The 26,464-nt window shown below is 45.4% G+C and carries 8 protein-coding genes; 1 reads left to right on the top strand and 7 read right to left on the bottom strand.

Annotated elements, in window-relative coordinates; translation table 11 throughout:
• Positions 1-69: 69 nt before the first annotated feature.
• A complete protein-coding gene (locus ITG12_RS17125) occupies positions 70-3,693 on the bottom strand; it encodes an Ig-like domain-containing protein (protein WP_038881036.1) in 3,624 nt (1,207 codons plus the stop codon).
• A gap of 612 nt (positions 3,694-4,305) precedes the next feature.
• Between ITG12_RS17125 and azu the strand changes: the two genes are divergently transcribed.
• Positions 4,306-4,758, top strand: coding sequence for an azurin (gene azu, locus ITG12_RS17120; RefSeq protein ID WP_005441233.1), 453 nt, complete (start codon positions 4,306-4,308; stop codon positions 4,756-4,758).
• 69 nt (positions 4,759-4,827) lie between these two features.
• On the opposite strand, the gene ITG12_RS17115 is transcribed toward azu, so the two are convergent.
• The 6 genes from ITG12_RS17115 to ITG12_RS17090 form a co-directional block, all read right to left on the bottom strand.
• Positions 4,828-6,894, bottom strand: coding sequence for an EAL domain-containing protein (locus ITG12_RS17115; protein ID WP_038881123.1), 2,067 nt, complete (start codon positions 6,892-6,894; stop codon positions 4,828-4,830).
• Positions 6,895-7,281: 387 nt separating this feature from the next.
• On the bottom strand, positions 7,282-9,324 hold the full coding sequence (locus ITG12_RS17110) for an EAL domain-containing protein (RefSeq protein WP_038881033.1): 2,043 nt from the start codon (positions 9,322-9,324) through the stop codon (positions 7,282-7,284).
• A 271-nt stretch (positions 9,325-9,595) separates the two neighbouring features.
• Entirely contained in the window at positions 9,596-10,444 is an 849-nt protein-coding gene (locus tag ITG12_RS17105) for a mechanosensitive ion channel family protein (RefSeq protein WP_038881031.1), read from the bottom strand.
• 96 nt (positions 10,445-10,540) lie between these two features.
• On the bottom strand, positions 10,541-11,446 hold the full coding sequence (locus ITG12_RS17100) for an OmpA family protein (RefSeq protein ID WP_038881029.1): 906 nt from the start codon (positions 11,444-11,446) through the stop codon (positions 10,541-10,543).
• Positions 11,447-11,455: 9 nt separating this feature from the next.
• The gene (locus ITG12_RS17095; protein WP_248874608.1) at positions 11,456-14,971 is read right to left on the bottom strand and encodes a hypothetical protein; all 3,516 of its coding nucleotides are present in this window, start codon (positions 14,969-14,971) and stop codon (positions 11,456-11,458) included.
• A 68-nt stretch (positions 14,972-15,039) separates the two neighbouring features.
• Complete coding sequence (locus ITG12_RS17090; RefSeq protein WP_248875101.1) at positions 15,040-26,301, bottom strand: DUF11 domain-containing protein; 11,262 nt, start codon at positions 26,299-26,301, stop codon at positions 15,040-15,042.
• Between the last annotated feature and the right edge of the window lie 163 nt (positions 26,302-26,464).

Below are 26,464 nucleotides of genomic sequence, written 5' to 3'. Positions count from 1 at the left end.
CCTGATAAAAACAAAAAAGCCACCACTTTTCAGTGATGGCTTTGCTTCATCGATGTTGCTTTGTCTTAATTAGCGAGGATCAAGGCCTAGCTTTTGTAGTACCAGTTTGAAGTTCTCGCGGCGCTCTTTCACGTTGTGAACATCACCTGTCGAACACGTCAGATCCGGACAGCCACGGTTAACGATGCCTGAAACGTCATCGATAAATTGAGAACCTTGCAGACCACTGTCCACGTACTTCTTAAGTTCGTTGTGGTAGTTCCAATCAGCGTACTGACCGCCTTCGTCGTTGTATGCCTGAACTGACGTTACCCAGTAGAACAAACCTGCGATCCACTTGATCTCTTTGTTCTCTTCCGAGCTACAAATCAGACTTGGGTTAGAACAGAAGTCTAGCTCAGCATAAAGTGGGTTCGCCGGTGGCGCTTCTACCGTTACGCCATCAATTGTCTTACCAATGGTTGATGGATCAACGTGCGAACGACCTAGGTAGTGATTAAGCGTACCGAAGTTCTGACGACCTGTGGTTTGGATAACACCACGACCCCACCAGCCACAGCCTTCAACACTTTCTTGGCTGCTGCCGTCCCAAATGAACTTACCTGCTTTCTGACCAACGTAAGTCTTACATTCGTCGCGTTCCCACACTTGCTTAGACGTATCTACGCTTTCTGGAACATCGTTACAGTGACCGTTGTTTGTCCAACGACCTGCTGCACCGTTCACCAATAGGCCGCGCTCTTCAAGTACTGCATCAGGTGCTGCAAAAACTGGAGCTGGAGCGCCATACCATTTCGCATGAGTCAGAGCACTGACTTCCATCTTGTCATCACGAGGACAAGAGTACGCATGGTCCAAACCAGAAACTGGGTTTACGCCGTAATCTGCGTATTTCTGACCCAATTGACCACAGCTTGCTGTCATTGGGTAATCCGCAGGCGCGCCATATTTCACTTCAGACCAGTTGTTCTCATCACACGCGTTGTAGCGGATGGTCTCTTGCATACTTTGCGCAAGGAACGCAGCAATCGCGACTTTCGCGTATTTGATGTTGGTTGCGTCATCAACTTCATCATTCATTAGCCAGAACTTGTTGCCCGCTACACCAATGTTGTGCATTGCGTTCAAGCCATCTAGGAAGTCGTTCCACTTGTAAACCGTGGACGGAACCCACTGAGACTGCGGCGTTTCGTATAGGAAGGCTTCGTTATCCATTACGCTTTCAGCATCTGCTAACTCTTGGTTTAGCGCTTCAATACGAGTCAACGAACCTTTCTCTAACTCTTCACCTACGTAGTACAGTGGCACTTTCGCCGTTTGGTAAAGCTCAATTTTGCTGGTTAGGGCTTGAGAGTCTTGATCAAACATCAATGCAAATACGTTGCTGTACGCGGCTTTACGGATTTGCTGCTCAGTTTGCGTGTTGCCCATGAAGTAGTTTGCAGTTTGCTCTGTCGGCATGTTCGTTAGCATTGCAGGCGCATCAACGTAATCTGTCACCTGTTTTACGTATTCAAGTGCGTGATGCCACTGCTCACTAGTTAGCGCAGCAGTCGCGTTTGATTTAGTAAACGCTACAAAGTCAGCGTTGTTCGCAGCATCTGCTTTGTAAAGCTCAAAGCTATCAAGTAGATCTGCCGTGAAAACAGACGCTTCATCCCATACAGACTGACGACCAGAGTGGGTATCGTAAGCAAACTCACCAATGCTTAGTGACCAACCAAATGTCGCTTGTGGCGCAAGGGTTGTGAAGATCAAGTTGTAAGCATGTGCCCAGCCTTTCACGTCATCGCTCAGTGCGTTGATCGCATCAATATCAATACGGCTACCCGTGATATCAATAGCATTCGTCAGTGCTTGTTTAACCGCAACGGCACCAAACGATGCACCTTTGTCTTGCGTAGCCAGATCCAGAACATCCGATTGAATCACGATTGATGCTGTACCCGCGTTCTCTGCTTGTTCGATAGCCGACACAAACGAACGTGTCAGTTGCTCTAGGTCTGTTAGCGCATCACTGCTGCTTGCTGCAATAGTTAGCGTGCTTGGTGCTTGAGTGGATGGGCTCGCCACTACGAATGTATTTGGCCAACCTGCCACTTCTAGACGCACTGGGTCCATTGGGTTACGCAATGATAGCGCTGGCGCTGTACCCGGCTCAGTACCATCACAGTTTAGATGTAATGACCATGAGCTATCGCTGCCAGGAACAGATTGCGTCCAGTACACCGCTGAGTAAGCAATGTTCTTATGAACCATAATGTCGCCGCCTGTTGCATGATCACCACGAGTCCAGTCTGGGTACACATTAAAGTCAGCACACAGTCCACCTGTTGGCGGAGGTGTCGGCGTCTCTACTTTTTCAACTGTGATGTTCACACGTGCTGTCGCCGTTAGGTTCTCAGCATCTGTCGCAATCGCTTCTAGCTTAACTGCACCAACTTCTGACGCTGTCCAGTTACAAGAGAACTGGTTTGTGGTTGCTGCGTTGAAATCACAGATTTGCTTGTTGTTTGCTTTCACGACAACGCGAGACAAATCGTCATCAGCATCCGTTGCACGAACAGAAATCGATACCGCTTCACCTTTTTCAAACTTAGAACCGTTCGAAGGCGAAGAGAAGCTCACTTCTGGCTTAACAAAGCTTGGAGCTGCTTCAATAGCAACAGCGATACTGCGTTGTTCAACCATTTGGTTATTCTGATCGAGAACCACCACTTTAAGTGTCGCATTGCCCACTTCATTTGGTGTCCAAGATTGAGAATACGTCGTTTGACCTGCAGCGATGTTACGTTGACCTAGCTTGCGGTCATTTGCCCAGAACTCTAATTTAGAGATCAATTCACCATCAACACGCGCTTTGATCGTCGTTGCCTGACCCACCATCAATGTTTGACCTTGTGTAGGCGCGACGAACGTCAGCTCATGCACTTCTGGCTCCACAGGTGGCTCAACTGGCTTCTCTTTTACTGAAATGCTGACCGCTTGTTGCTGTGTAAGACCTGAGGTGTCTTCCACTACAGCTTTGATCGTGTGAGCGCCTGCACCAACAGAAGTCCAACTTGCTTGGAATGGAGCTTGTGTTACGAGAGCTACTTGTTTGTTGTCGACAAAGAAAGTCACCGCTTTAACGCTGGTATTAGTCGCCGTTACGTTTGCTAGCATAGCAACCGCTTGGCCTTCTTCAAACTCAGCGCCGTTCACTGGCGATGCCAATTGAAGAGAAATTTCTGGTTCGCCAACTTCGCCCTCATCGTCAGCAATCAGACGAATGGTACTCTGAAGAAGGGTCAGATCCAATACGCCGCTCACACCCAACGTTAGCTCAATACGTTCACCTGCCGGAAGTTGAGATTTCACCCAGCTACCGCTATCAAAAGCGAGCGCAAGCGTGTTCTTGAACAGGTTACCCTGTGCGTCGCTGGTGAACTTCATACCCGGGTAACTAATGCCAGTCGCAGACCAAGATGGTGTCGACATAGATAGGTTCGAATCAAACGTCACTTTCGCATCACGCAGTTCAACTGGCTTTGAACCGTCGTTCGTTAGGATCACTTTGTAAGTGTTCCACCACTGGCTTTCTGAGCCGACGATAGTTGCGTCTGTGATCACTCCTGCGTGTGCAGCAGGCAACCCCATACCGATCGCCAGTGCTAAAACACTTGGCATGATCGCTAGCGTATTCTTTCTCATAATTAAGGACTTATACAAACAACAATAAAAAGGAACAGCATTATAGAGGGGGACTTTTTTCGCGCCGCAGCGGACAGATGTAACCAAATGTAACTCAACTTACAGGTGTAAAAGTGCCAAAAATAAAGCGTCTTTTTACGTCAATTTGACGACATTTCGCGCGCAATCGATAAGCAAACATAAATCTGGGACTCTAGTTCAATTTTCTGAAAGTGTGCGCGAGATAAAACAAATCAATTTATCCGTTTCTACAAATAGTGTGATTTGTGTTTTTTACGCCTTTATGCATCTGAAAATCAATAAGTTACAGAATAAATACAGTTGAAATACTTAGTTACATGTTAGCGAAAAAAACGCCAAAGCTAGAGCGATATGAGAGCACAAAAGAAGCGCCTGAAGCGGTTATAAAGATCGTCTTCACACTTCTTAACTGAAGCGCTAAAAATAAGGTATATGAATGATCATCCAGTGAAAACGATAAGTATAACTTTGCAACAAAACGTCAATATCCGGATTGAAGCACGGTTTCAGATTGAATATTCGATGATAATGAGATGCATTGGATCGGTTTGAATCCAAGTCAGCCCAAAAATAAAATATGGAGAGTGTTATATGTCTTTACGTTTAGTAGCAGCAACCTTTGCACTAGTTGGAATGAGCTTTGGCGCACAAGCAAGCGCAGAGTGTGAAGTGTCTATCGATGCTAACGATATGATGCAGTTTTCGACCAAAACGTTGAGTGTTCCAGCAACGTGTAAAGAAGTAAAACTGACGCTGAACCACACAGGTAAGATGCCAGCGCAGTCAATGGGTCACAACGTGGTCATTGCAGACACGGCGAACCTACAAGCAGTAGGTACAGAAGGCATGTCAGCAGGTCTTGAAAACAACTACGTGAAACCTAACGACGACCGTGTTTACGCATTTACTAAAGTGATCGGCGGCGGTGAAAGCACCTCTATCACGTTCAGCACAGAGAAAATGACTCCGGGAGGTGATTACTCGTTCTTCTGTTCTTTCCCTGGTCACTGGGCAATTATGCAGGGTAAGTTTGAGTTCAAATAAGCGTTCACGCTCGAACTCAAGCCTCTGAAAAAGAAAAGGGAAGCCAAGATAAGTGGCTTCCCTTCTTAATTAGGAAGAATAATGGTCGTAATCGCTGTGCTCTTCTAACGTTGAAAAATTCAGGGTAAGCACGTCTTCAAAAGGCATCGGCTTATAAAAGTAGAAACCTTGAATCAAATGAATGTTTTGTTCCGCCATAAACTCCAACTCTGCTTCGGTTTCTATCCCTTCAGCAACGGTTTCTGCCCCCGTAATTTTGACCAACTTAGCCGTTAGCCTAAACAGTTCGCGACCATTTTTATTGTTGAGATTCAAAACTAAAGAGCGGTCAATTTTAACTTTATCGAAATCGTACTTAGACAAGTACCCAATTGAAGAGTACCCAGAACCAAAATCATCTAACGCAATCTTCACTCCAGCCTCACGGAGAGAAGTCAAGACTCGGTGGGTACTGTGTTCATCTTGAATCAGCATGTCTTCCGTGATTTCGAATTCCACTTGAGAGTAAGACAAAGCACTTTGGTTAATCATACTCAGCACTTTTTCCGTAAAATCGGGGACAAGACAGGTCTCTGGTGACATATTGATTGAAACCTTAAAGTGAGGCGAGTCTGCTAAAGGAGCGCTCTCTTTTAGAGCCGTTTCAACCACCCACAAATCCAACTCACTCATTAACCCCACTTTGGCAAAGTCATCTAAGAAAGTAGGAGGCGAGATCTCACCCGATTCAGAACGGTGCCTAATCAACACTTCTAGAGAGCGAATCTCACCTGTTCGCGTGTTCACTTGAGGCTGGTAATACAAGATAAACTCACCGTTATTTTTTAGGTCAGTAATTCGCTTTTGTGCCGCAAATTTACTCGTAATCTCGGGGAAAAAAGCCCCTGCCGATTTACCACTTTCAACACCTTCATAATTAAAGAAATCATCAGAAAGTGACTTAGCAAACGATGCATTAGCATTCCCGATATTGTCCATCTGTTTAAAGAAGGGATAATAGATTATGACACCGACTAAGATGATGATCAGTTGTAGCACCGCGCCTGTCCACGTAGAGCCCGTGCCAACATATCCACTCATCAAAGGTGGCGTCATCCAACTCATGATTTCCGTCATTGGTGCCACCAAGCCAAGCGCCGTTGCCACATAAGCAATGACAAGACCAACAACAGGTGCAATCAAGAACGGTACGATCAACAAAGGGTTAAACATAATTGGCAGCCCAAAAATAATTGGCTCATTAATGTTGAAAAAACTTAAAATTAAAGCTGCGGTTGCCAACGCTTTGTAGCTGCGGTTTTTAGTGAGAAATAACATACAAAGCACCAAAGAAATGGTGTTTCCTGCGCCACCCAAACCCGCATAAAAATCGAAGAAGTTGGTCGTCAGTATTGGCAATGGCGTTCCGAGCAACTCATGGTTTTCTATCGCTACACGTGTCGCTTCATACAACTCCGCTTTATATGGTGCAAAAATAATGTGCCCATTAATACCAATGGACCAAAATAGATTACGTACCAGCTCGTAAATAACACCATCGAAAAGAGAGTATGGGTCCAGACTTGGCAATAAAAAGCCAGCAATATCAGCGGCACAGAAAACGCGTCCTAGCACATAACCTAATAAGGTATAACCAACAACCAACACCGTCGTTGCCATGATCAAGTTGTAAGACTGGTCGACAATATTAGGCAGCTCCGACCGCATAAACCATTTGCGGTTTTGCATTGCACGAACAGACCATCCCACCAAAATAGGAATGATGATTGCCAGTGGGTAATTGCTCGGTACGACCGTTCCTTCTTGCAGCAGCCCCCACTCATTACACACGATGAAATAGATCATCAACGAAGGCGTAATAACATTAACCCGTGAGACTTTTAACAGAGAAGAAAGAAACTGCGAGAAGTAAACCAATAACAAGATTGGGAACAGTTTCCAGATGATAGAACTCGCGGCTCCAACCGTGGTACCCACTTGCTCGTAACCCGCCATCATAAAAAAATTGCTCAACAAAGTGCTGAATGCGGAAATCAATGACACTGGGAGCAACATGACCAGTACATTACATAAGCCATTTATGTACGAGTTGGAGGAAATTAAAGTAAAAAGCCGATTTACGTATCGATTGTTCATTTGGCTAATTTTATCCATTAGTAAACGACTCGATGAGCCGCTCAGGAAGTTCGCCGCAATTAAGGTCCGTTTAATTTGTATCGCAATGAGGGAGAGTTTCGACAGACAGTCGATGACGGTATCATTCGAGTAACAAAGCGTTGATCGTTCAACGTTGCGAATAGTCACTCAACAAAGGTAGCCATGGCCAACTTGTTGTTATCTACCAAACCAAAAGAGCGCGGACTAGGACGACCGACACTCTCTTCATTTAGATACAACCCGCTGTTTCTTAGGTCAGCGTGGTTTGTATTTTTGCATGCTAATTAAGCAAGGAGGCGCACATTATCGCCAACAAGCCCCTCTTTCCACTCGACTTTTTAATTGTGACGATAAAAAACAGCACTGTTATTGCTCGCGTAAAATATCCGTAAGAGGAAGTGGACGAGTAAAGAAGTAACCTTGCGCTTTATCGACACCACAACCTTTCACAAAATCGTACTCTTGTTGGGTTTCCACCCCTTCTGCGACCACTTCGCAATGCGTAATATGGCCCAGTTTCGCTACCAATTCATATAAGTCTCTGCCTTTTTGATCATTGGCATCCAGCAGTAGCGAACGATCCAGCTTGATCTTATCAAACGGGTACTTTAGTAAGTGCGGGAACGACGCATAGCCGGTGCCAAAGTCATCCATAGCGATACGAATGCCCTGAGCTTGCAGCGCTTCCATAGTTTTAATTAAGAACACCTTATTACTAAGAATTGCCTCTTCTGTGATTTCAATTTCCAACCACTGCGGCGAGATACCATAATGAGTTAGTCGCGATAGTAAGTGCGGGACAAATTCTTCTTGCTCGATCGTAGCGACTGCAATGTTGATGGCAATTCGACGATCTTTTGATAATGTCATTTTCTGCATGTCTGCCAGAACTTTCTCAATCACGAGCTTGTCCAGTAATGGCATTGAGTTAAGCATTTGGAAGTCACTCACAAATGTCGGAGGGTGCAGTTTCCCTTCTTTATCAATGTATCTAAGCAAGGCTTCATAAGAGAAGATATTGACGTCACTAGTCGACTGGAGCTTTTGATAAAACATCACCAACTCCCCTTCCCTCAAAATCGAAGTCAGTCGCTTTTGTGCTGTCGATTTACTAATGCTTGAGTTATTCGAATCACGAACGTTGTTAAGCAAGGTTTTGAACAGCGAACTCTCAATGCCTGTGTAAGCCGTATTCGCACGAAACTGCGCAGAATACTTGCCGGCGTAAGCCAAATAAAATGGCCGATAGATAAAGACACCAAGGACGATGATCAATAATTGCAATAATGAGCCTTCAATCTGATTCCCCATCGCGACATAACCACTGAACAAAGGCGGCGTCATCCAGTTAACAATATTTTCAACCGGAGGAACAAGCCCTGATGCAATTGACCCGTAAGTGATGAGAAAGCTCAATAGCGGTACCAGCACAAAAGGCACAATCAACAATGGGTTGAAAATAATCGGCAACCCAAACAGCAAGACTTCATTGATGTTGAAGATCACCAGCGGGGTTGCTGCTAATGCAAGCATCTGGTGGTTACGTTCTTTGGCAAACAGCAACACGCACAACAATAGGCTGATGCAATTACCAGAACCACCCATCGACATAAACGCGTCGTAAAAACCTTGGCTAATTACATTTAGAGGAGCTTCACCGGCTTGCCACGCGAAAAAATTTGCTTCTGTAGCGGCGTAGATTTGCTGCTTAATGGCAAACAACAAGTTATGCCCATTGATGCCGATTGAGCCTAAGAGGCCTAGTACCGTTTGGTAAATAATCCCGCCTTTTAGCGTGAGAGGGTCCACACCCAGTCCGCGAATCATCCCACCAAATAGAGCCATAATGAATGCGGTTAGTCGCGATACTGCTAAAGCAATCAACACAAACAGAAAGAAGTGAACAACATGCTTGAGCAGACGAGACGAGAAATCCAGCGCTTGTGGCTCTAGCAAGCGTATTTTGAAAACGCAGCAATAGACATACGTCATCATCGCACTAAACAATGCCAGTAGTGGGTTGTTTGGCAGCATATAAGTCGCAGACAAACTGCCGTTTTCTATCGAGATCAAGTAGAACATGATCAACGAGTAAATGATGAAGACGGCACTCGACACATTGGTTTTATGTGACAGGTAATAACCCGCCACTACACAAAATGCGCTTGGGTACAGATTGATGAGGATATCTGACAGATGAAATAACATCTGTGATAATTCTACCCATCCTGAGAGACGGAACGCGTGGCCTAAAAAAACGGCAAGTGCATTTGATAGAGTCAGGGGTAACAACAAGAGTGCAATAGAGGCCAAATCTGTTAGGTAGGATTTGGACCCTGCACGCCATTGCCCTGTGAGCGCCGATAAACGTTGAAAAGGCGCAAAAGTAAAATTTAAGCCAGTTTGCATGGAGCATCTTATAGTAAAACGGGGGGCAACTGCTGTGTAAACAGTCGTGAGTGCAAGCGCAGCTAAAGAAATCGACTATCTGTGTAGTCTTAGTGGGTGTTTTATTTGTAAATCCATCAACAAACGAAGTTACGTTGCCGGCGTAATTTATCGATTATATGCGCTCCGATCCATTAAGATTATTTATCGTGACGATAAGAAATATACAAATATAACCCTCAGTGTTGACTAGTGAGGGTTAATATTTGCTAGATGATTATTGAGCGAGAACTTAATGCTCAGGATTCATTGGAAATCGCTGCTCATAAAGCTCCATAAAGTCTTTACGAATCAGATGCTCTAAGTGGTTTGCTTTATCTGTCGGGCAGAAAATCATGATATGCAGAATTTGCTCACCATTAATGTTACTTGAGATGTGGATGTGCGGCTCAGCGCCCGGTAGATCAACACCAGCGTGCTTCTCAATCATCGCGTTGTAACGGTGAGCGACGTCGGCGAAGTAACTGCAATGCTCATCAATCTTATCGGTCAACAAAGGCAAAAGTGGGTAGAGATTGACGAAATCTTTCACCACAACAGAAAAGTCATGGTACACGTAACGCTTCATGAAATTGAGGTTCTTCACTGGGTAGGTGAAAAACATACTGTTAGGCAGCGTCGCAGTTTTCCCCGTGAAGTGGTATTGACCATGATGCAGATCGATTTCTTGAATCACTGTCGCCATCATGTTGTGTTCAATGACCTCACCACATAGCTTTCCGACTTCAATCCAGTCACCAATGCGAAACGAACGAGAACTTGCACGCTGGATTGACCCCGTAAAACACAAGATGATCTCTTTGGATGCCACCACAATCGCGACAGCAATCGCCGTAACACTTAGAGCGAACTCGCTGATTTCTGATTGCCATAAGATGAACAACAGAATCAAGGTGATAGCAAATGTGCCGTTTTTGGTTCTCGACATCCAACTGCGTTGTTCTTCTGTAATAAAGGCATCGTCGCCACGGATTCGAGACAGTATCAAACGACGTAAAAGAATGATGAACAACAGAATTAATGCGGAAAATAAAATTTTATGAGTGAGAAGAAAATCGACGACTAACTGCACTTTCTCCATTACCCGACTCCCTGTTTGGTTTAGAAGGTTGACCTTTCATGCTAGCTATCACTAAGAAAACAGATAGAGAGCTTGCGAAAGGACAACCTTACCAAATTATTCAGTCGGTTGTCCCAATTCGCTTTCTTTAAATACGATAAACGCTCGGCGGTTTAAAGCATTGGCTTCAAGAGATTCTTCATTGATCACAGGTTGAAGTTCACCAAAGGCTTTTACTTCCCAAACAAACAGTGATGGGTCAAGTTTCGTCTTCAGGTATTCCACTACAGCCTGAGCACGACGCTCTGCAAGTGCTTCATTGTATGAACGAGCACCGACTTGGTCAGTATGACCAGCGACCATAATGCTCCCCTCTAAACCTTGCAGTTTTGCGATGAAGTCATCTAATTGTGAAAGGTCTTCCGGTTTTAATTCCGACTTATCGAAATCGAAGTGCGGTGTCATCGCCATGTAAACCTTACGCTCTGGTTTTGGCGGCTCACAGAAAGGCATTTCTTCATATTTCTTCGCCTCTTCAAACATCACGTAAGCGCGACGGTTTTCTGCCCGCGCTTGATCCGATTTACCCAGCGCCAGTGGCTGCGACTCACCAAAGTGTTTCACTTCCCAATCATATTGCTCTGGATCGAGTTGTTGCTGTAGATACGCTTCTACCGATTCAGCGCGGCGCATAGACAGCTTCTCATTGTATTCGTCAGAACCTTTAAAATCGGTATGACCGACAATCGTAATGCGTCCACTCAAGCCTCGAATATCATGGATGAACGCGTCTAGGCTTGCAGCATCAGCTTCACGAATGATGGATTTATCGAAATCGAAATGTTCAGCAACAGCGATATGAATTTCACGCTGCGGTGCTAAACACTCACTGATTAAAAATTTGGAGACATTCAAGTCTGCAAATTTATCTCGGTTCTCTTGGCTAACATAAGCATCTGCTGCACAGCCACCTAATAATGCTGCGGCCATAATTCCGCTAACTAAACGCATCGTCGTTTTCATGTGACCCTCTTATAACTTACCAACTAGGTTAATGAACACGCCTGATGCATCGTAATCATCATCATTCGCTAGGTTACCGTCAAAGCTTGAGAAGTTGTAACCCACCCCAACTTTAAAGTTATCGCTTAAGTGTTTGTTCACCGAAACCAATGCACCCTGCTCTAGCTCGTCGTAGGTGCTGTCGGTCTTCCAATGGTACTCACCCGTTACATCCCAATCTTTCATGACGCGGTAAGAGGCACTCAAGCCATAGAGAGAAATTTTACTGTCGACTGGAATGTCTTCGCCTGATTGACGAGTAAAAATTTCACTCTTATTTTTGAATGCGTATTTCGCACCTAAATCCCAGTTTGCATCCAACGAGTAGATACCTTCGATTTCGATGATGTGGCTTTCTTCATCTTTGTAATCAACATCTCGATTAAGTTGGTCGAAATCCACCAAGTAGGTGTAACGCGATAACACGTTCAAGCGATCGTTGTAGATAGGGCGATATGCCAAACCTGCTGTCGACTCAATGAAGCGTGCTAACACTTTGTCACTCGATTTACTTTCAGAAAGTGAATAGTTGAACTTACCAAATAGGGTGTACTCCTCCGTTAGGTGATGTGTGTAACGGTTGGTGGTGACCCATTGATCAACACGTTTTTTATCTGGGTCTGTCGTTTCATCGGTTTTGTCGACACGGTATTCAACTTTATTCTTGAAGACCACGTCATCTAGATCAATCGAAGTGCTCACACTCACGGCTTGGCGCTCGGTTGTGATTTTCTGGTCGTCTTCAATTTCCCCTTTTTGGTAGCCAATGCCCATGTCGATGTCATCGTTCATGCCATAGCCAAAACCGAATGAGTCGATACGCCCTTTACCGTTGTTTTCATCAACAAATTGGTTTTCTTGGTAGAAGTCGACCGTTGAAGTCAGATCTGCACGTTGACCGACAATCACATTGTTTTTGCCTTCGTAAGTATCATCTACGTAAGTTAAGTATGTGCTGTAATCTTCGGTTACGTCGTAAGTCACACTCGCTTCAGCAGCATCACCGCGATCACCAGTGGTGTATTCTGCGCCAACCACGAAGTCTTCTAAAATACGGGTTTCACCACCCAGAGTAACGCTGTCGTTCTCATCGTATTCATCAGTCTTACCGACGGTTTTTTGGCCTTTAACATAAACATTATTGTCGCTGTCCCAAATGTAATCGGCGCGAAGACCCGCTAAGGTGCCTTGGCCTTTTTCATTTTCGTTATTCAGTTCATCAACTTGCTTACCTGCTGCGGAGATCTTAATGTTTTTGGTAACTTTAACCTGTGCTTCCAGTTCCGCTTGTTGGGTATCTGTTCTTAGATCGCCATCGGATTCGCGCTCTTCAATCGAGGTAAAGCGTGTTTTCACAGCAACACGATCGGTCGCTTGGAAGCGAATTTCAGTGCCGTAAGATTCTTGTTCTAAATCGTCATCTTGGTTTGCGTAACTGTATCCCGCATCTTTAGATTTATACCACCCCTTAACATCGTTACCCACCGCAGAGAAGATATTTGGCGCAATATCATAAAGGTTCATCACGCCTTTCACTTGGTAGATATCACCTTCACGATCTTCCGCATTGCTGCCAATCGGAGTAAAGGTTAAGCCTCCATCGAAAGATACGTAGTTGGAATCAGTTTGACGACCTTTACTGTGTCCGAATTCGGCTTTTAAGTACGTCCCTTCAGATGCACGCAAGGTTAAGTCCGTGCCGTACGCTTCGTAGTCTTGGTTGTCTTTTTCTTCGGTCTGGTAGTTAGCACCCACACCAATGTAGTCATTAACCCAACCTTTCACACGACCACCAGCAGTCATTGCGTCAAGCGCGTCGCTGCCTTGAGGAACGTATTCGTAGTCCACCGAGAGATAGTTGTCATAGCCAGATGCTGGTTGGTCGTTGATGACTGTGCCGAAATTATCTGAAATGATGTTGTTCAGCGGTCTGGTCAGAATAATGCGGCCTTGATACGGGTCGATTTCATAGTCACGCCCCGATTGCAGCGGCATTTCTTGCACTGTGATGCTGCTGTCTGGGTCGACAACTTTCACCATCACTTTGTCGCTGCCTGGAACCACTTCACCATGACGCAAGAAGTACAGCGAACCGCCAGTCCCTAGGAATTCATCGTGAGCAAAGAGTGAATCAGATTCAGCAGCAAAACCAACAATGTTCAAACGGTCTTCACCAAACTTAGTGGTTGAACGGGTACGGTAATCGCCTTTGAAGCCATACAAGCTACGGTTGTAGTCGTTGTTGTCGGTGCCAGTAATACCAGTGTTGTAGTTACCCCACAACACATTGGATTTATCGTACTCAACGTTGAGGTAAACTTTACCCTTGGTATTCACCACTTTGTAGATGTTGGAGCTGTCACCATAGTTGCCATAATACATCTCATCGTCGTCTTCCAGAATGTCGAACACACTGGATGAGTCAGAGGCAAACGGGTGCTTAAACATGTCTCGCACGTCGCTTTCTTTGGTATCAAAGTGGGTAGTAATTCTGAGTTTGTCACCAAACTTACCTTGGCCAAAGTACGCTAGGCGGCCTTGATTGTAGATATCATCTTGGTATTGGTCATCGACTGCCAATGCAGCGGAGTTGCCCGTCACCTTATTTTTACCGATATAGAAATCGGCAAGACCGGCTTGTACCCAGTATTCATCTGGAATACGTACATACAATTGGTAGCGACGCTCTTCTCCATTGTCGAATACTATGCGCGTCGGGAACAAGTACGCATCCGCGGGTAGATATTGCTCTGCGTACAACTCACCTTCTTCAACATCAAATTCGTCTTCGCCGATAATGACCTTATCAACGCCTTTTAGTCCCGTACCGATGAAACGTGCCAGCCCCGCTGAGGTCGGAATGTTATGGCGCATCAACTGTGCTTTACCAAGTTTACGGCTTTGTTCTTCTTCGCCGTCGTTCTTGTCGATGTCGACTTCAGAATCTGGCTCAACTAGGTTAATCACGCCGACCGTCGTCACGTCCATATTGCCATCTTTATCGAAGGCTTTTAAACGGAACAACAGCTGCGTGTTGGATTCAAATTGAAATTCTTGATCGGTCGTGCCATCCCAAACAATATTGAAATCGTTCGCAAATTGCTGACCTTCAACCACTGTTAAAGGATCAACCAAGCCACGGTCACCACCACGGAATACTTCCAGTTGGTAATGGTCAACGTAGTAGCTGAAGTTAGTTGTGATAGCAAAGCTCATCTCTTGCAGTGGCTTACCATCTTTCACTTCAACATCGCTGCTAATGCTCAGGTCAAGTACCGGGTCAAAACGCATAATGTCACGGCTTGCCCAGATCGCACCTTGTTCTAAATAAATACGCGAATTATCGATTTGCTCATGCGCTTTAACTTCAATACCCAGTGAGTCACTGTCAAGTTTCTCCAATTGACTGGTGTCTTTCGCGAACGAAAGTATCGGCAACCCAGCCGCGATACACATTGTCAGTTTTGATGGTCTCAATCTAATCATAAATAATCCTGCTTAACCGCTTAAGTGGTCGGCTGGGCGCACCCAGCCTGCATCTGTGCTGCTAACGGTTAATCATCCCCACTGCTTTTGATGCTGAAGTTAAATTTCGTCAGTTTGTTTGGTGTGATTCGGCGCACTTTCGGGTTTTCACTGATTACCTTCATGCCTGTTGGTAGCGAGTCAGTGTCGACTTTGACCAAGAACTGCTTACCTTTTTTATTCAACACCCACTGATCTGGTACATGGTATCGACCATACTGGTCTGTCTCGATGATGATGCCTTCGACAGTCAATAAGCGAACCCCTGGAATACCGTCTTCGTAGATCCCTTTGTTCTCTACGACGATCTCCCAAAGGTAATCGTCACCATCTCGGTAGAGGTTTCGTATCACATCGATATTTTCTGCCGACAATCCTTTCTTCTTATCTCCTTTGTGCTTAGTCGTAGCGTTACCTTGCATGTCAAATTCGATGTAAGTGCCATTATCGGTCGTCACCTTGAATGGGAAGCCTTGGCGGGTCCGCGTCTTAAATTGGAAAGCCACTTTGTTGCTACCTTCAATGGTTCGGTTGCGAGATAAGCCGTACAATTCATCGACTTCATATCCTTTATCCACACTCGACATCACAACGTCTTGCCCTTTCAATTTCACGTTCGCGTCTTTCAACTGAGTCTCTACGCCATCTTGAGTAATGAACGTGGAATTCGGAATGTAATCCCCCTCTGCAAGGTCAACATCGATGTAGATATCATCGGCAGTGGCATCAGCTTGGAAGCCATCACCGTTATGATCTTCAAACACCTTACCGATGATAGATGCAGTATCGAACACCTTGTCTGGCATAACTTCGACCGTTGCGCTGGCAAGGTTCGACTTCACAACGTAGTTGGTCGTGGTGTTTTGTGCAGAGAAGCTTTCTGCCGGTGGCGCTTCTGCCCATGCGGTGTTGGTGTAAACGCCAAAGGTAGCACCAACACTCACACGCATTAGGTAACGAATTCGAATTGCGTCTGCAGTTTGCGAGTCACCGTTGCCATAGATATTCATATCTCCGACTTCGAAGAACAACTGATTGGTCTTAGTTGGCTCTACGGTAATTTGGATGTCGTCTGCGGTATCAAACACACCATCTGGTCCACTGTTCACCATCTCGGTAGAGTCAGGGATGTAAGCGAAGCCTCCTGGGTAGCGGTCAACCAAACGAACCCCCGTGAATGGGTTGTCGTTTTCGTTGGTGATCGTCACTTCATATTCCACAACTTCACCGACGCTCGCTTCTGACTTGCTAGCAACCTTAGTCACTTTCAACATGCCTTCGTTGTACGCTTGCTTCTTGACCTTAATGGTCACATTGGCGGAAGCGGTTTCACCTGTCGATGCTGCGGCGGTGAATACGTTTGTGAAGTTGTCATCGATACCTCGGTTGATTTCACCCTTCACCACGATTTCGTATTCATTACCTTGATACGCCTTCATGGCGTGGTTTGAATCGACATTGCTATCTGAATCAACAGAAACCACAACACCAGACTTGAGCTCGGTGATGGTCGCTTTCCATGTGGTGAACAATGGATTGCCGTTGTTACCAATGAGCTTATCGATTTCATCCAACAAGTTGACGCTTTCTGCATCGGCAGAACCTCGGTTGGTCGCGGTCATTGTGAAGGTAATGTCATCGTCGTCGTTGGTGTATTCCGCTTTATCCGCCACCTTGGTCACCGACAAAATGATCGGCAGTGGTTTGATGGTTGCGGAATCATCAGCAAGGACATCACTTTCTGACTTGTCATAGGCATACGCGTGGTTGGTGATTTCTCCCATCGCATCCGCGTTTACGACACCCGTGATTTCAATGTCCAACTGATCGTTTGGCGCAATAATCACACGGCTATTCACATCCAGGTTGTCGCCCTGAATTTGTGGCAACACGATGGTGCGGTCGTCATTATATGAGCTTGTCATACTCCAACTGGTAAACGCTGGCGCTTCGGTGTCGTGAATCGTATTCACCTTCAACTCAGAGATAAGATCTTTTAGCACTATCTCTTCGGTAAACGAGCCAGATTCATTACTTAACACCACGTGGTAAGTGACGTTTTCACCCGGACGGTAATACTCGTCATCCACGGTTTTCTCAAGTTTGACTGACTCTGGCATCGCTAAGAGCGTCGCTGTTGCGTCTTGAGTATCCCCCCGGAACGTGGCGCTTGCCGTGTTTTCAATCTCAGCAATGGCGTATTGGTTTACGAGACCAGTAATCACAAACTCCACCTCATCATTTGCCGCAATGCTCAGCGTCGAATCAATGTCGGCATTCACACTTGGAATATTGGTGATGTCTGTTTCTGGGTTACCTTTGTTGATATCAATACGCCATGAATCAAACGCTTTCACGGTCGTCCCATCAAGTCGAACAACGTCAATATTGCTGATAGCATCTTTCACACCAACATCCGTTGCTGGCACAGTGCCTTCATTCTTCACCTTAACGCGGAATGTCGCTTCCGTGCCGGGAACATAGTATTCCGTGTCTGCAGTTTTCTCGATTGAGATACCTTGAGATTGAGGCTGGATGGTCGCACTTGATTGTTGCGTGGTGCCATTCAGATCCGCAGTGGCAATATTGGTAATTTCGCTCGCTGCCAATGGATTGGTTTTCACCGTAATGGTGAACTCGACAATATCATGTGGGGCAATATCAATAACTGAGCGAATATCTTGGTTATCGACTGGCATTGGCGTGATAGTCGTACGACTGTCACTCTTAGTGGTTTCGATAGTCCAACTCTCAAACGCACGTTCATTTACACCGTAGATGTTGATCGCTTTAATGCCTGACAGAATGTCGTCTAGCTCAATATCATTATCAAAGCCATCGGTCCCGTTGTAGACACGAACATGGAATACCGCTTCTTCACCCGGGATATAAATTGGCGATTCAGCCGTTTTCTCAATCCAAACTTCTTCAGGTAACGTCTCAAGCGTAGCCGTTGCATCGGTAGTCGCACCACCGAACTCAGCCGTCGCGGTGTTAACGATATTGGCCACTGCACTGCTGTTGACTGTACCTGTAATAGCAAATTCCACCGTGTCACCAGGTGCAATATCAAGGTTGGTAGAAATATCACCGTTTGGTCCCGGAACCGTATCTATGTTGGTACGTGGGTCCCCTTTAGTGGTCACGATCGTCCAATCGTTAAACGCAGGTTCTATCGCTCCACCAGAGGTTTCAACTTCAAGTGAAGAAATGATGTCCTCGACTTTTACATCTGCCGCAAAGCCGGAACCATTATTGGTCACTTTGACGCGGAATGTGGAGAACTCACCCGGTTGGTAGTAACGCTCATCGGTGGTTTTCTCAAGAACGATATCACCCGGACGTGGTTTCAACGTTGCTGTTTCCGTCACGTCTTTACTGTTGTGATTCAACGTTGCGGTGTTAACAATGTCGCCCGTTGCTTCCGGGTTCACTAAGCCAATAACGTAAAGAGTGATGGTGTCGTTCGGTGCGAGGTCGATGTTGTAATCAATATCCTTGTCAACCACAAGTGAGTTCGCATCGACGGTAGTCAGTGAACTGCCCGTAACATATTGAACCGCCCATTGTAGGAAAGCTTGGTTGGCCGAACCATCAATGGTATTCACGGTGAGCGCACCAATTTCATCTTTCAGGTTGATGTCATTCGCGTAGCTGTTACCTTCGTTGACAATTTTCAGGATGTAACCTGCCGCTTGGTTAGGGCTATAAAACTCCACCATTGGCTCTTTCGTAAAGGTTAAATCTGGGATCGTCGCTGTGCTGGTTGCTTCTGCAGTTTTAGTCGAACCATTGTAGGTCACTTCAACTTGGTTGGTGACATCGCCCACTACTTCTGGGTCAAGCTCCCCTTCTGCAGTAATGGTCACGACATCATTTGGACTGATGTCCAAGCTGCCATCTAAAAACTCACCCGTGGACGATGGGAACTTAGTGTCACCCGTCTGTGAAGACGCATTGAAGAAGATGGTGCCAGACTCAAACGCTTTTACTGTCGCGCCCGTAATACTGGTCGAAGTAATGTCGTTGACTAGATCCTTAATGGAAACATCACTTGCCCAGTTGGCTGTGGTGTTTTCAATTGTGATGGTATAAGTAAGCTTGTCACCTGATTCGTATTGGCTCTTATCAACCGTTTTATCGACCGTGAGATCAGCCGTTGCCGCCACATAAGTCGCATCCGCAGTTTGAGAGCCGCTTGAATCGCTCACTTCCACTACGTTAGTGATATCACCAACAAGGTCCGCTTTTACAACACCTTCAACATGAAGTTTCACTGTGTGGTCTGGGTGAATGTTGTAGCGAATCTGATAACCATTGTCGCCAGTCACCTCAGAGCCTGCAATGGGCTGAGTCAATGTTGGATCAGTACCGTCAACACTCACTGACGTCGCTGACCAAGAATCAAATGCACGAACTGGTAAGGTCGCACCCGCTTTTTCAGCACGAATCGTCTTCCAAAGGTCAGAAATCAGGACATCGGTCGCATAACCTGTACCTGTGTTTTTCACCTCGATATCGTAGCCAATGGTATCGCCTGGATGGTAAATCGCGGGGGTAATTGAAGTGACTTTCGAAACGGTAAGTGTTCCCGGTTCAGGGATGATAACTTTTTCTTTCAGGTTGTAGGTGAAGTAATTGGTTCCTGAATTTAGTTTGCCTTGTAGTTGGTTAGTAAACTCACCAACTGCATCATCGCGAGCATGACCAATGACTTCGATTAGGATTTCAGTATAAGTATCATCGGCCGCTTTACCACCCATCTGAACCGTCACATCAATATCCGTGTTTGGAGCTACAGAGTTAAGGTTACTAATGTCTGTGTAAGCCGGATTACCATCAGTGATAATTTGAGCACTTACCGTCCAATCCTTTAAAGCAACTTGCTCTGTACCATCAGCGACTTCAACTTTGTAATTGCTAATAATGTCACGAATGTCAATCAACTCGTTATTTGCAGTCTCGTTGCGAACACGCATTTGATACCGAACTTCTGAACCTGGAGTATAAGTTGGTGTGTCCGTTGATTTTTGAGCAATCAGGCTCGACGTACCAGGATCTAGAACGACGGCATTACTATCAACGCCGTTGACTTTGGCCACATTGGTAATGGTCCCTGTGGCGTCCGCCGCTACTGTGCCGTCAATCTCAAACACAACGGTGTCGCCTGGCATCAAGTCGAACGCTGCATTCAGTGGTACAGTTCCTTGGTAGTTACCCGTAATTGAGAATCGGTCTGCATCAGGCGCACTCACGATTGCCACACTGTAGTCTTGGAATGCTGCCTTACCATCAGATGTATCAATGGTGTTTAGTTCATCAACGATAGTCGCGCCATTGGTAATGCTGTCGCCCACGTTGGTCACGCTAACTTGATATTGAACTTGACCGTTCGGGTTGTAGTGACAGCCTGTGCCAGTCGTTGATGGGAAAGTACATGTACCACTGTCTGCAGTTGTACTCAGAACTGACTTCTCGAAGTTCAGTACAGGCACAACTGGTGGAATTACGTCCGTGGTATCACTTTGGTTCCCAGCCTTACCCGTGTTGCCATCGATATCACCAAGAGCGTCCGGGCGAACTTTTCCTTTAACCGTAAACTCAATGACTTCTTCCGGAGCGATATCGACTAGTAGGTCAAGATCATCAGTCGCATCATAAGACTCAATGTAAGTGTCTTGGGTTCCCGTTGTACCTGTTGAAGTGAAAGCATGAGATATATCCGTATCTGAGAACGCTGATTTCGTCGTCCCACCGATCACTTCAACGCGAACGTTAGAGACAATATCTTGGATCACGGTTTGGTCACGCCACACGGGCTCGGTGTTGATCACCGTGAATTTGTAGATGACCTCATCTTCAGGTTTGTAGGTGTCACCGGATACATAAGATTTGCCATCGATTGAGACAATTTCTTTGCTCACCGACAGATTACTGCCCTCAGGCGTAACTTTCGCGGAATTGAAGTTACTGCCGTTGTATTTCGGTGTCGCAACAATCTGGTCGAGCGCATCTTGGCGGATCTGTGACTCCATGACAAAGTCAATCCAACCACCCGGCGCGATCGAAAGTACTGAAATATCGATATCTGCATTCGCACCACCAGTGTAGCCATCAATCAGAGTAGTCGCTTCACCGGATGTGGTAGCGGTGACTGTCCAACCATATTGATCAAATGCAGGTAGCGTTTGTGAGTCAGATTCACCAGCTGCATTCTGAGCAACACGTACTTTGACATTTGAGAACAACTCTTTCAGTGATTTGTTGTACTCCAAACCTTTACCATTGTTCTCAATACGCAAGTGGTAAACGATCTTTTCGCCGTCTGTCGTATGGTTGTATGTGGTCTTGTGTGTTGCCAATGATGTATCAGTGTACGCTTTATGCGACTTAACAATGTTCACCGGCAGCATGTTCACCGGTTCTGACGGTAAGTTATGACTCTTGTCGACCACTGCAACGTTAAGAATTTGACCTATCGCTTTCTCACTGATCTTCGCTTTGATCGTGTAAGTAACAAAGGTTCCGCCTGTTGCAAACTCATTAGCTGCTAGGTTGAACTTCGTATCGATATCACTGTTGTTACTGACAGAGCCCGCATCACTAATACCACTCGAATCAACACTGGTAACAATGGTCCATGAATCAAATGCACGTCCTTTACCACTACCATCGAAGTAATCGGTCTGGATCTTGCTGATTTCATCCTTGATTGGCATCTCATTAATGTGAACATTATTTAAGTTCTTCAGTGAGATTTCATACTCAATGTAGCCACCCGGCGTATAACCACCACTTAACTCGGTAGTGCCATCCTGATCGTAGATTTTGGTGACATGTTTTGAGAAGTCGTACTTCTCTGCAGAGGCTTTGGTCTCCGCACTCACTGTATCGCCATCAACAGTAAGTAAGTTCAAGATCTCACCGACGGCGTTGTTGTTCACCTTAGCCGTCACAACATACTCAATGATTGTGCCTTTAGGGATAGAGGCATGAGTATCGATGTCTGCGTTATCAGCAATCTTGCCATCCAGATCGAGAATAGCCAACGAGCTACCACTGACGATCCTTGGAACAACCGTCCAACCCGAGTCAAACGCTTTACCGCTTGTGCCATCGACAAGATCGACCATGATATTAGACAGTCGGTCGATAACAGGAATGTTGTATGCGTTACCCTTACCATCGTTTTCGATTGTTAAACGGTAAACTAGAGGTTGCCCCGGCTCGTAGCTTGATTGATCAACCGTCTTACTGAACGCCAGATGATAGCTGTTCGGGATCACCGTGATGCCACCAATAGTGATTGTACCGGTCGCGTCTTCACGCACCACACCCACGACTTCAAAGGTAACGGAATCTTTGCCAGCCACATCGATCGTTGTGTTGATGTCTTTATTATCCGCAACAGTACCATCCAATGTGCCGTCGGTTGTGCCGTCGCCACCATTTGAATCATCTTTCGAAACATCGACGGTGAAACCTTTATCAAATGGCGTCGCTAAAGAGCCATCCAACAACTGAGTCGTCACACCAGTAATGTTTTCGCTTACAGCGTGGTCATTGACATAACCAGTTTGAGAAGAAACCGTTACTTGATAAGTTAAGGTATCACCTGGCGAATAGAAGCGAGACTCAACCCCATTAACCAGTAACTTCCTCACCACATCGCCGCCATTGTAAGCTCGCTCCATCTCATGATGAGAAAGATGTGATTCTTCAGTAACTTGGCCAAAGTCACGGTATACGTAGGCGTCATTCTCAATTTTGTCGTTTAAGTTCCCCATTGAATCCTGAGAACCAATAACATTGTCTTTAACACGAGCTTTAATTCGGAAAGTACGCAATTCGCCCGCAGCAAGTGTCATCGTGTTCGATGCATCACCAGGTGGGTAGATAAAATCTTCGGTAGTTTGAGATTGAAAACCGCCGCCATCATCGAAATCAAACTGCCAGTATTCAAACGGAGATTGGTTTGGGTAGTTTTCATATTGGTTGTCTTTGTCATTTGCCAAAACAGAACGAATATCTGTCAGTAAATCAACGACCTTAAGACCGCTTTCGACATTCGCGCCATTGTTCAAAACACGAATTTCATAAGTGACGTCATCGCCAGGAACAAAGCGAACTTTATCCGCTGTTTTCAAAATAGAAACGTTAAGAGAGTCCCCTGATGTACCACCAATCTCGGCAGAAGAGGATTGGTTTAAGTTCGTCGATGGATCGTAAATCTCTGCGGTATTAGCGATCTCATCTTCTATGTAATCGTCTTTAACTTTGCCTCTCACATTGTAAACAACGTAACCTTCGACACCGTTAATTTTAGGATCGATATCGATACGACTATCGATATTTCCGTTATTTGGATACCCCGACTTTTCACCAGCATAACTGCCCGTTTTAAAAGGTGAATTATTGGAATCTGTAGACGCCGTTATTTCCCATTCAGAGAACGCATTCAAGCCCTTAATATCATCTGTGACACGAACTTCGTTTGCATAACCAGGCCCAGTATTGACGATGGTAATCTTGAAGTTAACCCATTGGCCTGGAACAAACGAATCATCAGGTGTTGTTTTCGCAACAATCACTTTTGGATCATGAGGGTAAACAATAACCGTATCCGATGCAGATGATTGAACTGTTGAATCCGGTGTTTTGATTTCTGCTGTATTGTCAAATCGCGAGTATATAATCTCACTTTCATTTGAGCGGTCGATTTGTGCCACGATGGTGTAAACCACTTCAACATTCGGCGGGATTTGTGCCGTTGTATCTAGATCCGTATTTGGCGCAAAAGTACCGACGTCGGTGTACGCTGGATTGCCATCCAATTGAGGATCATCTGAGATAATCTCCGCACTGATCGTCCACGATTTGAACACTTGTTTTGATGTCGTATCTGGTTCCAATATCTTCGCGGAGATCGAAGATAAGGTGTCTTTTACAGCAACATTTGTCGCATAACCGTTTTCTTTATCGTTCTTTAAGCTGATTTGGTAAGTGACTTCGGTATCAAGCTTAGAATACGCAGTCTGTTCACCATGAAACCCGCTGTCAGTATTCGTCTTCACACGTTTGTTTAGCGCAATCGCAAAGTCGCGAGGATCAGAGCCTCGATCGGCATAGACAGAGCCATCAACAGTTACTTCGTTTGAGATATGGCCATTTGCTAAAGGGTTAGTCTGAGCAACAATGGTGTACTCAATATAGGAGTGAGGTTGAAGCGTAGCAATGACATTCAAATTGTCAGGGTGTTTCACTTCTCCAGTGATACCAGTATTTGAAGCGGTCGCTGGTGTGCCATCGTCTTTAAACGCTTCGGCAGTGATAGTCCAATCCGAATAAGCATTGATTTCTTTGCCATTGATATCGGTTGTTTTCACTGAGTTAAGGTCGTCTAGTACCTGAACTTGGTTTGCAAAACCATCACCGTCGTTCGTCACGGTAATGGTGTAAGTCAGAGTCTGGCCAGAAGAATAAAAACGGCTATCTACGTCTTTACTCGCACGTAAGTTATCATCTGGAGTTTGAACACCCGAGCCTTCTTCGGTTACGTTATCATTAGAGCAACTTGGGTCGTCATCAAGAATGAGGCCTGTACTGGTATCATTCGTTTTGGCGGTAAGTTTGTACTTAATGGTTTTACCCGGTGCGATGTCCGGTGTCAGCGAGAGTGGACTTGATGTCCAAGCTCCATAACTAAAAGAGCCAGGATCAGAACCAATCGAGTCTTCACCAGAAATCACTTCAACTTTCCATTTTTCGAAAGCCTGCCCGTCACCAGCGCCACCCGCTTGCTCGGTAACAACACACGTCAAGTTATCTTGAACTAACAGGTTATTGGCAAAGTATTTTGATGAGCCATTTGTAACGGTAATTTCGTACTCAATTTCACCACCTGGTACATATTCGGATGCAGAAGTGGTTTTAGAAATAGAGATATCAGAATCCGTCACACTCAGCACTTTTTCTGCGTCAACCGTATCGGAAATACTGGAGCTCTCGACTAGCGAACCAGACTCATCTGTCACCGAAGCAGTAAAGCCTTGCAAAGTACCAATCGTAATCGGTGTTAGTGTTGCTTTAATTTGGTAAGTAATCGACTCACCCGGATAAATAGAAACGGTATCGTCAAAGTCGACATCCGTTTGTGAGCTGCCTTGGTAATCAGAAAGTGAATTACTGCCAATGCTTGAAACTGAAATATCCCATGTGGTGAAGGGATTTCCATCCACATCAGTGTTATCGTATGAAGGAGATAAATTGTTCGCTAAACCATTGCGGCTCACTAAGTCTTTAATATTCTGTTTTACATGGTAATTATGAGCAATCGCACCGCCGTTATTACTCACCTTCAATTCAAAATCAACTTCATCGTTAATTAGGTATGGCGATGTCGAGTTTAACGTGTGTTCAAGTTCAATATCAGGATCAGCTGGAGGCGTTGATAGTGGATTGCCGTCAACCGTACCAGCACGAGTCGTGGAGCTTGCTTGGGTATCAATATCAGAGACTAAGTCCGCAGCAACCGTCGTTTTGATGGTGTAAGTAATGTAGCCACCAACAGAGATTTCCGCATCGGTGACCGATAAATCTCCTGTTGTTGCAAAGTTACCTGCATCGCTCCCCGATGAAGCGACGGCGCTAATGGTAACGCTGCTAAATGCATCCCCTGTTGAACCGTCTAACTTCTGTCCCGTTAAAGATGCAAATTCTTGCTCAATATCTAATCCTTTAACCGCATAAGGACCGTTATTGGTTGCCGTCAAAGAGTAAGTCAATGTGCCGCCAACCTCATATTCGTCGGGATTAACATATTCTTCCAGAAGATAATCGTATTCAGCAGGGGGGAAAGTAATCGTGTCCGTGTTTGTAAAAGTCGTTTCTGTGCCGGAAACCATCCCTTTTACTTCTGTGTTGCCGAGAACGATATCTTCAGCGGCATCATCAGCAACTGTTGCTTCAATTTGATAAGTAATGCGCCCTAGCGGTAATAAGTTAGCGCCGTTCACGTTCAAATTGCTATTGCTGGAGGAATAACTACCTGCATTCGTTCCTAAGGTGTGAGTATCCGTAATCTTGACACTGCTGAACGCCCTACTCGATCCAGACATTACATCCCAAATGGCATTCGTCACTGACACATCACTGATCGTGCTGATCGTCGTATTTCGAACTTCAATCGAGTATGTAATGACCTGTCCATTTTCATAAGGCAGACCGAATGTTGGACTAAAAGATATTTCAATTTCCCCTGCTGCTAATGCTTTGAAAGGAAGCAAAAACATAAGCAAAAACAAGGCTAGATAACGTTGAACAATTGGCACAATACTTTTCCGACTCATATAAAATATTAATTATTCAGATATTTATGACTAAGCTAGCAATAGCGTCAAAAACTAGGCGCCGAGATATTGTCGACAGAAGAATTTACATTGTCACGTTTCTGTC

It is taken from the genome of Vibrio sp. ED002 (assembly GCF_023277445.1).
In the GTDB taxonomy this organism is placed as follows: Bacteria; Pseudomonadota; Gammaproteobacteria; order Enterobacterales; family Vibrionaceae; genus Vibrio; species Vibrio jasicida.
The sequence above is the reverse complement of the archived record's forward strand: the minus strand, read 5'-3'. Positions and strand labels throughout refer to the sequence as shown.